General features: G+C 71.7%; 15 protein-coding genes. All 15 read left to right on the forward strand.

What is annotated here, in order from left to right; all coding sequences use genetic code 11:
- Positions 1–48: 48 nt before the first annotated feature.
- The 15 genes from prmC to APR03_RS17910 all read left to right on the forward strand — a co-directional run bounded on the left by prmC (position 49) and on the right by APR03_RS17910 (position 13,183).
- Positions 49–1,008 (forward strand): peptide chain release factor N(5)-glutamine methyltransferase, encoded by a 960-nt coding sequence (prmC, locus tag APR03_RS17840; RefSeq protein WP_253837739.1) that lies wholly within the window; start codon positions 49–51, stop codon positions 1,006–1,008.
- A gap of 19 nt (positions 1,009–1,027) precedes the next feature.
- On the forward strand, positions 1,028–1,735 hold the full coding sequence (locus tag APR03_RS17845; RefSeq protein ID WP_372494942.1) for an L-threonylcarbamoyladenylate synthase: 708 nt from the start codon (positions 1,028–1,030) through the stop codon (positions 1,733–1,735).
- Positions 1,732–2,943, forward strand: coding sequence for an MraY family glycosyltransferase (locus APR03_RS17850; RefSeq protein WP_253837743.1), 1,212 nt, complete (start codon positions 1,732–1,734; stop codon positions 2,941–2,943). Before APR03_RS17845 ends, APR03_RS17850 begins: the two co-directional genes overlap by 4 nt.
- Positions 2,940–3,389, forward strand: coding sequence for a Cg1360 family ATP-synthase-associated protein (locus APR03_RS17855; protein ID WP_253837745.1), 450 nt, complete (start codon positions 2,940–2,942; stop codon positions 3,387–3,389). The genes APR03_RS17850 and APR03_RS17855 overlap by 4 nt, the downstream gene beginning before the upstream one ends.
- 136 nt (positions 3,390–3,525) lie before the next feature.
- Positions 3,526–4,419 (forward strand): F0F1 ATP synthase subunit A, encoded by an 894-nt coding sequence (gene atpB, locus APR03_RS17860; protein ID WP_253837746.1) that lies wholly within the window; start codon positions 3,526–3,528, stop codon positions 4,417–4,419.
- A gap of 129 nt (positions 4,420–4,548) precedes the next feature.
- On the forward strand, positions 4,549–4,785 hold the full coding sequence (locus APR03_RS17865; RefSeq protein WP_119142629.1) for an ATP synthase F0 subunit C: 237 nt from the start codon (positions 4,549–4,551) through the stop codon (positions 4,783–4,785).
- Positions 4,785–5,375: a F0F1 ATP synthase subunit B gene (locus APR03_RS17870; protein ID WP_253837747.1), complete on the forward strand. Its 591-nt coding sequence runs from the start codon at positions 4,785–4,787 to the stop codon at positions 5,373–5,375. Before APR03_RS17865 ends, APR03_RS17870 begins: the two co-directional genes overlap by 1 nt.
- Complete coding sequence (locus APR03_RS17875) at positions 5,375–6,187, forward strand: F0F1 ATP synthase subunit delta (RefSeq protein ID WP_253837748.1); 813 nt, start codon at positions 5,375–5,377, stop codon at positions 6,185–6,187. The genes APR03_RS17870 and APR03_RS17875 overlap by 1 nt, the downstream gene beginning before the upstream one ends.
- 56 nt (positions 6,188–6,243) lie before the next feature.
- Entirely contained in the window at positions 6,244–7,869 is a 1,626-nt protein-coding gene (gene atpA / locus APR03_RS17880; RefSeq protein ID WP_253837749.1) for a F0F1 ATP synthase subunit alpha, read from the forward strand.
- Positions 7,870–7,871: 2 nt separating this feature from the next.
- Complete coding sequence (locus APR03_RS17885) at positions 7,872–8,765, forward strand: F0F1 ATP synthase subunit gamma (RefSeq protein WP_253837750.1); 894 nt, start codon at positions 7,872–7,874, stop codon at positions 8,763–8,765.
- Between the two features lie 57 nt (positions 8,766–8,822).
- Positions 8,823–10,304: a F0F1 ATP synthase subunit beta gene (gene atpD, locus APR03_RS17890; RefSeq protein WP_253837751.1), complete on the forward strand. Its 1,482-nt coding sequence runs from the start codon at positions 8,823–8,825 to the stop codon at positions 10,302–10,304.
- A 103-nt stretch (positions 10,305–10,407) separates the two neighbouring features.
- Complete coding sequence (locus APR03_RS17895; protein ID WP_253837753.1) at positions 10,408–10,668, forward strand: F0F1 ATP synthase subunit epsilon; 261 nt, start codon at positions 10,408–10,410, stop codon at positions 10,666–10,668.
- Between the two features lie 13 nt (positions 10,669–10,681).
- Complete coding sequence (locus tag APR03_RS17900; protein WP_171103360.1) at positions 10,682–11,107, forward strand: DUF2550 domain-containing protein; 426 nt, start codon at positions 10,682–10,684, stop codon at positions 11,105–11,107.
- Complete coding sequence (nucS, locus tag APR03_RS17905; RefSeq protein ID WP_253837755.1) at positions 11,107–11,802, forward strand: endonuclease NucS; 696 nt, start codon at positions 11,107–11,109, stop codon at positions 11,800–11,802. The genes APR03_RS17900 and nucS overlap by 1 nt, the downstream gene beginning before the upstream one ends.
- A gap of 88 nt (positions 11,803–11,890) precedes the next feature.
- Entirely contained in the window at positions 11,891–13,183 is a 1,293-nt protein-coding gene (locus tag APR03_RS17910) for an N-acetylglucosamine-6-phosphate deacetylase (protein ID WP_253837757.1), read from the forward strand.
- Positions 13,184–13,196 lie beyond the last annotated feature (13 nt).

Raw genomic sequence — 13,196 nt, forward strand, 5'->3', positions numbered from 1 at the left:
GCCGCGCGCCGCCGTCGGGCAGGCTCGTGCCGTGGCCGGAGGAGCGCGATGAGCGCGGAGCTGTCGAGGTGGGCGCGGGACGAGCTGGCCGGCGCGGGGGTGCCGTCACCGCGGGCCGACGCGGAGGCGCTGCTGGCGCACGTGCTCGGCGTGGACCGGTCCGAGGTGCGCCGGCTGGCGATCCTGGGGCGCGACGTCCCGGAGCCGGCCGCCCGCGAGTTCCGTGCGCTGGTCGCCCGGCGCGCCGCGCGCGAGCCGCTGCAGCACCTCACCGGCCGCGCCGCGTTCCGCCACCTCGAGCTGGCCGTGGGGCCGGGCGTCTTCGTGCCGCGGCCCGAGACCGAGGAGGTGGCGCAGGTCGCCGTCGACGAGGCCGCGAAGGTGACGGCCGAGCGGGACGGCGCGGGCGCCGTCGTCGTCGACCTGTGCACCGGCTCCGGAGCCATCGCGCTGGCCGTCGCCACCGAGGTGCCCGGCACGCGGGTGCACGCCGTCGAGCTGGACAAGGACGCGCACGCCTGGGCCGCCCGCAACGTCGACGCGCTGAGCGCGCTCGCGGCCGGGCGCGACCCGGCCGAGCCGGCCGGCCCGGACGGCGAGCCGCCCGCCCGGATCGTCCGGCTGGTCAAGGGGGATGCCCGCACCGCCCTGTACGGGATCGACGGGACGGCCGACGTCGTCGTGTCCAACCCGCCGTACGTGCCGTCGGACGCCGTGCCCACCGACCCCGAGGTCGCCCGGCACGACCCGGCCGTCGCGCTGTACGGGCTCGGCCCCGACGGCCTGGAGGTGCCGCGCGGCATCACGGCGGCCGCCGCCCGCCTGCTGCGGCCCGGCGGGCTGTACGTCATGGAGCACGCCGAGGTCCAGGCGGAGGCGGCCCGCGCGATGGTGGCCGCGGCGCTGGACCCCGACGGCCGGCCGGCGTTCGCCGAGCCCGAGACCCGCAAGGACCTGACCGGCCGGCCCCGCATGGTCGTCGCGCGCCGCGTCGTCCCCGAACCGTGAAAGACTGGTCCGCGTGAGTGTGCCTGTGCAGCCCGTGCTCGACGCCACCGACCCCCAGACCTGGGGCCCCGCGATCGACGAGGCAGTGAATGCGATCTCCCGCGGCGGCCTCGTGGTGCTGCCCACCGACACCGTGTACGGCATCGGCGCCGACGCGTTCGACAAGGAGGCCGTCGCCGCCCTGCTGGCGGCCAAGGGCCGCGGCCGGCAGATGCCGCCGCCGGTCCTGGTCGGGGAGGTGGCGACCCTCGACGGCCTGGCCACCGACGTACCCGAGGACGCCCGCCGGCTGGTCGAGGCCTTCTGGCCCGGTGGGTTCACCGTGATCCTGCGCGCGCAGCCGTCGCTGCAGTGGGACCTCGGCGACACCGGTGGCACCGTCGCGCTGCGCATGCCGGACCACCCGGCGGCGCTCGCGCTGCTCAAGCGCACCGGCCCGCTGGCCGTGTCCAGCGCCAACAGGTCGGGCAGCCCGGCGGCCCAGGACGTCGCGGACGCCCGCGACCAGCTCGGCGAGTCGGTAGCGGTCTACCTCGACGGCGGCCAGGCGCCCGGCGGTGTCGCGTCGACGATCGTCGACGCGACCGGCCCGGCCCTCCGGGTCGTGCGCGAGGGTGCCGTGCCGCTGGACGAGCTGCGCCGCGTCGCCGACGTCGAAGGCCTCCAGGACCTGCCCGAGGCGGGGCCGGACCAGGCCGCGGCGGGTGACCCGGAGGACGACGAGTGAGGGTGTACCTGCTCCTGATGCTCGTGGCCGCCGCGGTCACGTTCCTGACCACGCCCTTCGCCCGCTGGGTGGCCCTGAAGACCTCGGCGATCTCGGCCGTGCGCTCCCGTGACGTGCACCTGGTGCCCACGCCGCGGCTCGGCGGGCTGGCCATGCTGATCGGCATGGTCGTCGCGGTGCTGCTGGCCTCCCGGATGCCGTTCCTGTCCGGGGTCTTCGAGCCCGGCGAGGTCTCCCAGGTGTGGGGGATCGTGGGCGGCGCGGCGATCGTGTGCGGCCTGGGCTGGGCCGACGACAAGTGGGACCTGGACTGGGTCACCAAGCTGGCCGGTCAGGTGCTGGCGGCCGGCTTCATGGCCCTGCAGGGCGTCCAGCTGATCTCGCTGCCGATCGCCGGGACGACGATCCCGTCGTCGCGCATGTCGCTCGTGGCGACGGTGCTCGTGGTCGTGGTCGCGATGAACGCCGTGAACTTCGTGGACGGCCTCGACGGCCTCGCGGCCGGGCTCATCGCGATCGGCGGCACCGCGTTCTTCCTCTACACCTACCGGCTGACGGCCGAGGCCACGCCGGACGACTTCGCCAGCCTGGCCTCGCTCATGCTCGCGGTCATGGTCGGCGTCTGCGTCGGCTTCCTGCCGCACAACTTCCACCCCGCGCGCATCTTCATGGGCGACGCCGGCTCCATGCTGATCGGCCTGGTCATGGCCGGCGCCGCGATCACCGTGACCGGCAACGTCCAGCCCGACGTCATGACGGGCGCGCAGGCCCTGCCCGCGTTCATCACGCTGCTGCTCCCGGTCGCGGTGCTCACGCTCCCGCTGCTCGACATGGGGCTGGCGGTGATCCGGCGGCTCGCGGCCGGCAAGTCGCCCATGGCGCCCGACCGCATGCACCTGCACCACCGCATGATGGACCTGGGCCACTCGCACCGCCGCGCCGTCGTGATCCTGTACGTCTGGACCGCGGTGTTCGCGTTCAGCGCCGCCGCGCTGGTCCTGTGGGACTGGGAGATCGTGCTGGTCTGGACCACCGTGTTCGTCGTCGTCGCGCTGCTGGCCACGCTCGGCCCGCTGCGTCACCGCGGCCGCTTCCTGGACGACGACGTGGCGCTGTCGGGGCAGGTGCCGAAGGTACCGGCCGGTGTCGGCGCGCCCGTGACGGCCCAGAGCGCGGACGCCACCCCCATCAAGGAGACCATCGAATGACCGAGCAGGTACCCGACGCCACCCACGCCTCGCGCGGCGCCGAGCAGACGATGCTCCGCAGCGCCCTGCGCGACAGCCTGCTGCTCGTGGCGGGTCTCGCCGTGCTGGGCTCGCTCGTGGGTCTCCTCGTCGCGGGCGTGCCCGGCCTCTGGGGCGCCCTGATCGGCGCGGCCCTGGCCGCGTTCTTCTGCGGGGCCACGGTGCTGTCGATGCTGTGGACGGTGGGCAAGGGCGCCGTCACCATGGGCGCCGTGGTCATGGGCGGCTGGATCGCCAAGATGGTGGTGCTCATCGTGGTCATGGCGGTGCTGACGCAGTTCGACTTCTACGACCGCGTCGTGCTGTTCGTGGTGCTCCTGCTGGGTGCCGTGGGCTCCGCGCTGCTCGACTACCGGGCCGTCAAGAACGCCCGTGTCACGTACGTCGACCCGGACGCGGGTGCCTGACGGCACACCATGGCGTCGCGCTGGCCGGGCGCGAGGTTGCGCAATAAGTCACAAGGGGCTGCGCCATGCCGTTCCACGGCCAGATTCACGCCTCACATAGGTTAGGCTTACGACGAATCCATGACGGCCAGGCCCGATGGCGCGCCCGTTCCGCCCCTATGCGGTGACGCGCGCAGGGCCTAATGACCACCTGGGAGTCCTTCTGTCCACGTATGCGACGTCCGCCATCCTCGCCGCCGCCGAAGGCCACGAGGGTGAGGGCGGCTTCCACACGCCGTCGATCGCCGACTTCTTCCCGTCCGGCATCCTCTTCGAGGGCACCATCTTCCAGATCGACCGCATCTGGATCATCCGCATCGTCGCCACGCTGGTGCTGCTGTCGGTCTTCGTGATCGCCGCGCGCCGCGCGAAGGTGGTGCCGGGTCGGTTCCAGGCCGGTGTCGAGTACCTGCTCGACTTCGTCCGGGTGCAGATCGGCGAGGAGATCCTGGGCAAGGAGAACGCCCGGCGGTTCGTGCCCATGCTCACCACTATCTTCCTGACCATCCTGGCGTTCAACGTCACGAGCGTGATACCGGGCCTGAACCTGGCCGGTACCTCGCGCATCGGCGTGCCGCTGCTGCTCGCGCTCTGGGTGTTCGTCACCTACTGGGCCGTCGGCATCCGCAAGCACGGTCTGGGCGGCTACCTCAAGGCGAACCTGTTCCCGCCGGGGGTGCCGTGGCCGATCTACTTCATCCTGACGCCCATCGAGCTGCTCCAGCTGGTGATCATCCGGCCGGGCTCGCTCGCGGTGCGACTCGTCGCCAACATGGTGGCCGGGCACATCATGCTCGTGCTCTGCTTCGCGGCGACCCAGTTCTTCCTGATCGACTCGGCCGGCAGCGGCCTGATGGCGTTCGGCGTGCTCACGCTCCCGGCCGGCATCTTCGTGACGCTGTTCGAGCTCCTGGTCGCGTTCCTGCAGGCGTACATCTTCGCGCTGCTGGCCGCGGTCTACATCAACATGTCGCTGGAGGAGGGGCACTGACGGTGCTCGCTCCTCCGGGCGGCGCTGCATAGCTTCACCTGGAAAACCCGCGACGGGCGCACCAGCGCCTTCGCACACCACGCGACGCCGGACCACACCGGTCCGGCGCCCAACGGAAGGAAGACGCAAGTGGACGTCACCACTCTCGCCGAGGTCACCGGTAACCTGAACGCTGTCGGCTACGGCCTCGCCGCCACCGGCCCGGGTATCGGTCTCGGCATCCTGATCGGCAAGACCATCGAGGGCATGGCTCGCCAGCCCGAGGTCGCCGGCCAGCTCCGCGCCACCATGTTCCTGGGTGTCGCCTTCGTCGAGGTGCTCGCGCTTCTCGGCCTGGTCGCCGGCTTCCTCTTCCCCGCCGCGTGATGGCTGCGCTCCCGGGCGCTGCCGCCGTACTGGCAGCAGACGAGGAGCCCGCGGGCATCGAGCTGTTCCTGCCCGCCGGGTACGACCTGCTCTGGTCGACCGTGATCCTCGTGGTCATCGCGGCCGTGTTCTACAAGGTCGTGCTCCCCTCGATGAACAAGGTGCTCGACGAGCGCGCCACGCTCATCGAGGGCGGCATCGAGAAGGCCGCGGCCGCGCAGAAGCAGGCCGACGAGGCGCTGGCGCAGCAGCAGCAGCTGCTCGCCGAGGCGCGCGCCGACGCCGCGCAGGTCCGCGAGGAGGCGCGTGCCGAGGGCACCGCCATCGTCAAGGAGCTGCGCGCCAAGGCGAACGAGGAGGCGGAGCGCATCACCGAGACGGCGCACCGCCAGATCGAGGCCGAGCGGCAGTCCGCCGTCGTCTCGCTGCGTACCGAGGTCGGGTCGCTCGCGACCGAGCTCGCGTCGAAGATCGTGGGCGAGTCCCTCGAGGACTCGGCCCGGCAGTCGCGTGTGGTGGACCGGTTCCTCGACGAGCTCGAGGCGAGCCAGGCCGTCGCCAACAGCAGCACGGCAAGCAAGGAGGCGTGATGCGGGGAACGAGCGGGGCATCGCTGAAGGCGGCGCAGGAGCGCTTCGAGCCGGTCCTGCGTGCCGCGGGTGCGGACGCGCTGGCGCTGGGTGAGCAGCTGCTCACCCTGGTGTCGGCGCTGGACGACTCGGCCGCGCTGCGCCGCTCGCTCGCCGACCCGTCGCGCGAGGGCGAGGCGAAGGCCGCCCTGGTGGCCCGCCTCCTGGGCGGCTTCGACGAGCGCGTCGTCGACCTGGTGTCCGGCCTGGTCCGGGACCGCTGGTCGGACGACGCGGACCTGACCGACGCCGTCGAGCGTCTCGGCGTCGACGCCGTGCTGGCGTCCGCCGAGGCGCGCGGGACGCTGGAGGCCGTCGAGGACGAGCTGTTCCGGATCACCCGGTCGCTCGTCGGTCAGCGGGAGGCCAAGCAGGCGCTCTCGGACGCCACGACGGCACCCGAGCGCCGCGTCGCCCTCGTGGACGCGCTGGTCGCCGGCAAGGTGGACGCCGTCACGCAGACCCTGGTCCAGCGGGCGACGTCGTCGCTGCGCGGCCGGCGGTTCGTGCAGACGCTGGGCTGGTACGGCGAGGTCGCGGCGGAGCGCCGTTCGCGCCTGGTCGCCAACGTGACCAGCGCGACCGTCCTGACCCGCGAGCAGGAGGCGCGCCTCGGCGCCATCCTCCAGCGCTCGTACGGCAAGGCCGTGCAGCTGAACGTCACCGTGGACCCGGCCGTCGTCGGGGGCATGCGCATCCAGGTCGGCGCGGACGTCGTCGACTCCACCGTCCTGTCGCGCCTTGCCGACGCCTCGCGTCGTCTGGCCGGCTGAAAACGTGAACAAGAACCTTCCGCCGCGGCTCTCGCGGCCACGACAGGAGAAGAGCAATGGCTGAGCTGACGATCCGGCCGGACGAGGTCCGGGCCGCACTGGACAGCTTCGTGAAGGCCTACGAGCCCCAGGAAGCGGTCACCGAGGAGGTGGGCCGCGTCGCGTACGCCGCGGACGGCATCGCCCGCGTCGAGGGCCTCCCGGGCGTGATGGCCAACGAGCTGCTGCGCTTCGAGGACGGCACGCTCGGCCTCGCGCAGAACCTGGACGTCCGTGAGATCGGTGTCGTCGTCCTCGGCGAGTTCACCGGCATCGAGGAGGGCCAGGAGGTCCGCCGCACCGGTGACGTGCTGTCGGTGCCCGTGGGCGAGGGCTACCTCGGCCGCGTCGTCGACCCGCTGGGCAACCCGGTGGACGGCCTCGGCGCCATCGAGACGGAGGGCACCCGTGCCCTGGAGCTGCAGGCGCCGGGCGTCATGCAGCGCAAGTCGGTGCACGAGCCCCTGCAGACGGGCATCAAGGCGATCGACTCGATGATCCCGATCGGCCGTGGTCAGCGTCAGCTGATCATCGGCGACCGCCAGACCGGCAAGACGGCGATCGCGGTCGACACCATCATCAACCAGAAGGCGAACTGGGAGAGCGGCGACCCGAGCAAGCAGGTCCGCTGCATCTACGTCGCCGTCGGTCAGAAGGGCTCGACCATCGCCTCCGTGCGTGGCGCGCTCGAGGAGGCCGGCGCCCTGGAGTACACGACGATCGTCGCGGCTCCCGCGTCCGACCCGGCCGGCTTCAAGTACCTGGCCCCGTACACCGGCTCGGCCATCGGCCAGCACTGGATGTACTCGGGCAAGCACGTCCTGATCATCTTCGACGACCTGTCGAAGCAGGCCGAGGCCTACCGTGCCGTGTCGCTGCTGCTGCGCCGCCCGCCGGGCCGCGAGGCCTACCCGGGTGACGTCTTCTACCTGCACTCCCGCCTGCTGGAGCGTTGCGCCAAGCTGAGCGACGAGCTGGGTGCGGGGTCGATGACGGGTCTGCCGATCATCGAGACGAAGGCGAACGACGTGTCGGCGTACATCCCGACGAACGTCATCTCGATCACCGACGGTCAGATCTTCCTGCAGTCCGACCTCTTCAACGCCGACCAGCGCCCGGCCGTGGACGTCGGTATCTCGGTGTCCCGCGTCGGCGGTGACGCGCAGATCAAGGCGATGAAGAAGGTCTCCGGCACGCTGAAGCTGGAGCTGGCGCAGTTCCGGTCGCTCGAGGCGTTCGCGATGTTCGCGTCCGACCTCGACGCGTCCTCCCGCGCCCAGCTGCAGCGCGGCGCCGTGCTGACCGAGCTGCTCAAGCAGCCGCAGTACACGCCGTACGCGGTCGAGGACCAGGTCGCCATGGTGTGGGCCGGTACCAAGGGCAAGCTCGACGACGTCCCCGTCGAGGACGTGCGGCGTTTCGAGTCCGAGCTGCTGGACCACCTGCGGCGCAAGACCGACGTGCTGTCGACCATCCTGGAGACGGGCAAGCTGGAGTCGGACACGGAGGAGGCGCTCGGCGCCGCCGTCGACGACTTCCGGGCCGGTTTCCAGCGCGGTGACGGCACGGCGCTCGTCGGCGGTGACGTCGAGGGTGACGTGGACGTCCAGCAGGAGCAGATCGTCGTCAAGAAGAAGGCCTGACCGTGGCCGGTGGAGCTCAGCGCATCTACAAGGCGCGGATCAAGTCGACGCAGTCGCTGAAGAAGATCTTCCGCGCGCGCGAGCTGATCGCGGCTTCCCGCATCGGCAAGGCCAGGGCCGCGGCCGCGGCGGCGGCACCGTACGCGCAGGCGATCACCCGCGCGGTGTCCGCCGTCGCGTCGCACACCGACGTCGACCACCCGCTCACGCGGGAGGAGGGCGGCAACCGCGCCGCCGTGCTCGTGGTGTCCTCGGACTCCGGCATGGCCGGGTCCTACCCGATGGCGATCGTCCGTGAGGCCGAGAAGCTCGTCGGTCAGCTCACGTCCGAGGGCAAGGAGGTCTGGCTCTACGTGGCCGGCCGCCGTGCGATCACGTACTACGCCTTCCGCGGGCGGGAGCTGACCAAGACCTGGTCCTACGGGTCGGAGAAGCCGACGCCGGAGGCCGCGCGGGACATCGCGGAGACGCTGCTGGAGGTGTTCCTCGCGGACGAGCCGGAAGGCGGCGTCAGCGAGCTGCACGTGGTCTCCACGCAGTTCGTCAACATGGTGACCCAGCGGACCCGGGTGGTGCGCATGCTGCCGCTCGAGGTGGTCGAGGGCGTGAGCGAGGCCGAGGAGCACGAGGCCCTGCCGCTCTACGACTTCGAGCCGTCGCCGGAGGCGGTCCTCGACGAGCTGCTGCCGCGGTACGTGGAGCAGCGCATCTACGCGATGCTGCTCGACGCCGCGGCCTCCGAGCTCGCCGCCCGCCAGCGTGCCATGCACACGGCGACGGACAACGCCGAGGACCTGATCCGCACGTACACCCGACTGGCCAACCAGGCCCGCCAGGCCGACATCACCCAGGAGATCAGCGAGATCGTCTCCGGTGCCGACGCCCTGGCGTCCTGAACAGACCGAACAGACTCCCCGCCGGAGGACCCTCCGGCCCACCGAAGCGAGGCAAGTATGACCGCCACCACCGTGGAAGCCACGGTCGAGCACACGAGCGGGCCGGCGACCGGCCGGGTCGCTCGCGTGATCGGCCCCGTCGTGGACATCGAGTTCCCCGAGGACGCGATCCCCGACATCTACAACGCGCTCACCGTCGAGATCGACCTGTCGAACCAGGGCGAGAGCGAGAACAAGTTCACGCTGACCCTCGAGGTGGAGCAGCACCTGGGCGACTCCCTGGTGCGCGCCATCGCGCTCAAGCCGACCGACGGTCTGGTCCGCGGCGCCGTGGTGACCGACACGGGCGAGCCCATCAGCGTGCCCGTCGGCGACATCACCAAGGGCAAGGTCTTCAACGTGACCGGCGAGGTCCTGAACCTCGCCGAGGGCGAGCGGTTCGAGGTCACCGAGCGCTGGCCGATCCACCGCAAGGCGCCGGCCTTCGACCAGCTCGAGTCGAAGACCCAGATGTTCGAGACGGGCATCAAGTCCATCGACCTGCTGACCCCGTACGTGCAGGGTGGCAAGATCGGTCTCTTCGGTGGTGCGGGCGTCGGCAAGACGGTCCTCATCCAGGAGATGATCCAGCGTGTGGCCCAGGACCACGGCGGTGTGTCGGTGTTCGCCGGTGTCGGCGAGCGCACCCGTGAGGGCAACGACCTGATCGGTGAGATGGAGGAGGCGGGCGTCTTCGACAAGACGGCGCTCGTGTTCGGCCAGATGGACGAGCCGCCGGGGACGCGTCTGCGCGTGGCCCTGTCGGCCCTGACGATGGCGGAGTACTTCCGTGACGTGCAGCAGCAGGACGTGCTGCTGTTCATCGACAACATCTTCCGCTTCACGCAGGCCGGTTCCGAGGTCTCCACGCTGCTCGGCCGCATGCCGTCCGCCGTGGGCTACCAGCCGAACCTCGCCGACGAGATGGGCCTCCTCCAGGAGCGCATCACCTCGACGCGTGGTCACTCCATCACGTCGCTGCAGGCCATCTACGTGCCGGCTGACGACTACACCGACCCGGCCCCGGCCACGACGTTCGCCCACCTGGACGCCACGACCGAGCTCTCGCGCGAGATCGCGTCGAAGGGTCTGTACCCGGCGATCGACCCGCTGGCCTCGACGTCCCGCATCCTCGATCCGCGCTACGTGGGCCAGGAGCACTACGACGTCGCGACCCGCGTGAAGTCGATCCTGCAGCGCAACAAGGAGCTGCAGGACATCATCGCCATCCTCGGTGTGGACGAGCTCTCGGAGGAGGACAAGACGGTCGTCGCGCGTGCGCGTCGCATCGAGCAGTTCCTCTCCCAGAACACCTACATGGCCGAGAAGTTCACGGGTGTGGTGGGCTCGACAGTGCCTCTGTCGGAGACCATCGAGGCGTTCAAGAAGATCGCGGACGGCGAGTTCGACCACATCGCCGAGCAGGCCTTCTACAACATCGGTGGACTCGAGATGCTCGAGGAGAACTGGGCCCGTATCCAGAAGGAGTACGGGGCCTGACGCCTCGGACATCCTCCGTGCGTGATGCCGCCCCGCTGGACGTGCCAGAATCGGGCGACCCGGCAGGGGCGGCATCACGCCCGCTACATCGGAAGGAGCTCTCGTGGCAGAGCTGAGCGTGGACCTCGTGTCCCGCGACCGTAAGGTCTGGAGCGGTGCGGCGGTCCAGGTGAGCGCACCGTCCGCGGACGGTCAGGTGGGCATCCTGGCGAACCACACGCCGCTGCTCGCCGTGCTGCGCCCGGGCACGGTCAAGGTGGAGACGACGTCGGGGACGGCCCTGGAGGCCCAGGTCACCGGCGGTTTCGTCTCCGTGGACGACAACCTCGTCACCCTCGTGGTCGACGAGATCTCCCTGGTCTGAGGGAGGGGCGCGGGTGCCGGGCGTCATATGGATCGCAATCGCGGTGCTCGGCGCGCTCGCGCTCGTGCTCGCAGCGGGTATCTCCCGGTTGCGGGCGCTCTCCCGCAGGGTGGGCTCGTTCAGCTGCAACGCCCGGCCGACCGGTAACCCCGAGGGTTCCTGGACGCCGGGCATCGCGCAGTACGCGGTGGGCCGGATCGAGTGGTGGCGGTGCTGGTCGCTGTCGCCCCGTCCGGCCCGCACGTGGTACCGCGAGCGGCTCACGGTGACGGGCCGCACCCCGCTGGACCCCGACGAGCGTGGTCAGGGCGACCACTACCTCGTCCAGTGCCGGTACGACGGGCTCGACTTCGAGCTCGACCTCGCCGCCGGCGACTACTTCGGCCTCGCCTCCTGGCTCGAGGCCGCCCCTCCCGGACGACAGGATCTGGTTCTCTGATGCGGCTGGTCGTCGCCGACTGCTCCGCCCTCTACACGGGCCGCCTGACCGCGATGCTGCCGCAGGCCACCCGCCTGCTCGTGGTCAAGGCCGACGGCAGCGTGCTCATCCACTCCGACGGTGGCTCGTACAAGCCGCTGAACTGGATGAGCCCGCCCTGCACGCTGACGGTGCGTGCGCCGTCCGAGGAGGCCGCCGAGCGGGGCGTCACCGAGGTCTGGACCGTGCAGCACGCCAAGTCGGACGACCGGCTCGAGGTCGAGCTGTTCACGGTGCACCACGACTCGGCGCACGACCTGGGCATCGACCCGGGCCTGGTGAAGGACGGCGTCGAGGCGCACCTGCAGGAGCTGCTCGCCGAGCAGATCGCCCTGCTGGGCGAGGGCCACACGCTGGTCCGCCGGGAGTACCCGACGGCGATCGGCCCGGTGGACATCCTCGCGCGCGACGCCTCGGGCGCCACCGTCGCGGTGGAGATCAAGCGCCGCGGTGACATCGACGGCGTCGAGCAGCTCACGCGCTACCTCGACCTGCTCAACCGCGACCCCCTGCTGGCCCCCGTGCGCGGCGTCTACGCGGCCCAGGAGATCAAGCCGCAGGCCCGCGTCCTGGCCCATGACCGGGGTATCACGACCCTTCTGCTGGACTACGACCTGATGCGCGGCGCCGACGACCCGACGACCCGCCTCTTCTGACCCCGTTGAGTGCTGGGCATTCGCCCTCTCGTACCGTTTCGAGAGGGCGAGTGTCCAGCACTCAGTGTGTGGGTGGCAGGATGTCCGCATGAGCGAAGTGGTCGTCGTGCGGGGGCGGTTGGTCCGGGAGTCGTCGGTGGTGGACGACGGCGTCGTCGTCGCCTCGGGCGGCCGGGTCGCCGTCGCCGGCTCGGTGGCCGATGCCGTGGCCGCCGGCTTCGGTGCCGACGTCGAGCAGGTTCCGCCCGCACCCGGCACCTACCTGCTGCCGGGCCTCGTGGACCTGCACAACCACGGCGGCGGCGGCGCCTCGTTCCCCGACGTCACCACGGCGGAGCAGGCGCTGCCCGGTGTGCTGGAGCACCGGCGCCACGGCACGACCACGCTGCTCGCGTCGCTCGTGACCGCCCAGCCGGCCGTGCTGCTGGAGCGCGCGGCGGTCCTGGCGGAGCTCGCGGAGGCCGGCGAGATCGAGGGCCTGCACGCCGAGGGCCCGTTCCTGTCGCACCGCCGACGGGGCGCCCACAACCCGGCTGACCTGCAAGAAGGCAGTGCGGAACTGGTGCGGGACCTGGTGCGGGCGGCGCGCGGGCACCTGCGCACCATGACCGTCGCGCCCGAGGTGCCCGGCGTCGTCGGACCCGGGGGCGTGGCCGAGGCCCTGGTCGAGGCGGGCGTGCTGCCCTCCCTGGGGCACACCGACGGCACCACCGAGCAGGCCGAGACGCTGATCGCGCAGGTGAGGGCGGGGCTGGCCGCGGCGGGCGGGGCGATCGGCCCGCTGACCGCGACGCACCTGTTCAACGGGATGCGCCCCCTGCACCACCGCGCCCCGGGCCCGATCGCGGCCTGCCTGGCCGCGGCCGCCCGGGGCGACATGGCCGTGGAGCTCATCGGGGACGGGGTGCACCTGGACCCCGCCACCGTGCGGTCCGTGTTCGACATGGTGGGCGCCGCGAACGTGGTGCTCGTGACGGACGCGATGGCGGCGGCGGGCGTAGCCGACGGGCGCTACGACCTGGGGCCGATGTCGGTGGAGGTCCGCGAGGGCGTGGCGCGGATCGTCCCGGAGCCGTCGTCCGGCGCGGACGCAGCGGAGGGCGCGATCGCGGGCGGCACGGCGCACCTCGTGGACGTGGTGCGCCTCGCCGTGCGGGCGGGCGTGCCGCTGGTGGACGCCGTGCGGGCCGCGACCGCGGTCCCGGCCCACGTGCTCGGCCTGTCGGGCGAGGTGGGCGCGCTGGTCCCGGGTGCCCGCGCGGACGTGCTCGTCACCGACGCCGACCTGCGCCCCCTGCGGGTGCTCCGGCACGGCGCGGAGGTGTCCGGCGTGGCCGGTTCCCGGGACGACGTCGTTGACACCGACGTCGTCGGCGCGTAACGCCGCGCTGTTA

The sequence above is a fragment of the Promicromonospora thailandica genome, from assembly GCF_024171955.1.
Taxonomy (GTDB): domain Bacteria; phylum Actinomycetota; class Actinomycetes; order Actinomycetales; family Cellulomonadaceae; genus Promicromonospora; species Promicromonospora thailandica.

Bases quoted from the DNA above. Each gene is read 5' to 3' on its own strand.
- prmC (WP_253837739.1), top strand. From the start codon at position 49: ATGAGCGCGGAGCTGTCGAGGTGGGCGCGGGACGAGCTGGCCGGCGCG.
- APR03_RS17855 (WP_253837745.1), top strand. From the start codon at position 2,940: ATGACCGAGCAGGTACCCGACGCCACCCACGCCTCGCGCGGCGCCGAG.
- atpB (WP_253837746.1), top strand. From the start codon at position 3,526: ATGGCGCGCCCGTTCCGCCCCTATGCGGTGACGCGCGCAGGGCCTAAT.
- APR03_RS17870 (WP_253837747.1), top strand. From the start codon at position 4,785: ATGGCTGCGCTCCCGGGCGCTGCCGCCGTACTGGCAGCAGACGAGGAG.
- APR03_RS17875 (WP_253837748.1), top strand. From the start codon at position 5,375: ATGCGGGGAACGAGCGGGGCATCGCTGAAGGCGGCGCAGGAGCGCTTC.
- atpA (WP_253837749.1), top strand. From the start codon at position 6,244: ATGGCTGAGCTGACGATCCGGCCGGACGAGGTCCGGGCCGCACTGGAC.
- atpD (WP_253837751.1), top strand. From the start codon at position 8,823: ATGACCGCCACCACCGTGGAAGCCACGGTCGAGCACACGAGCGGGCCG.
- nucS (WP_253837755.1), top strand. From the start codon at position 11,107: ATGCGGCTGGTCGTCGCCGACTGCTCCGCCCTCTACACGGGCCGCCTG.
- APR03_RS17910 (WP_253837757.1), top strand. From the start codon at position 11,891: ATGAGCGAAGTGGTCGTCGTGCGGGGGCGGTTGGTCCGGGAGTCGTCG.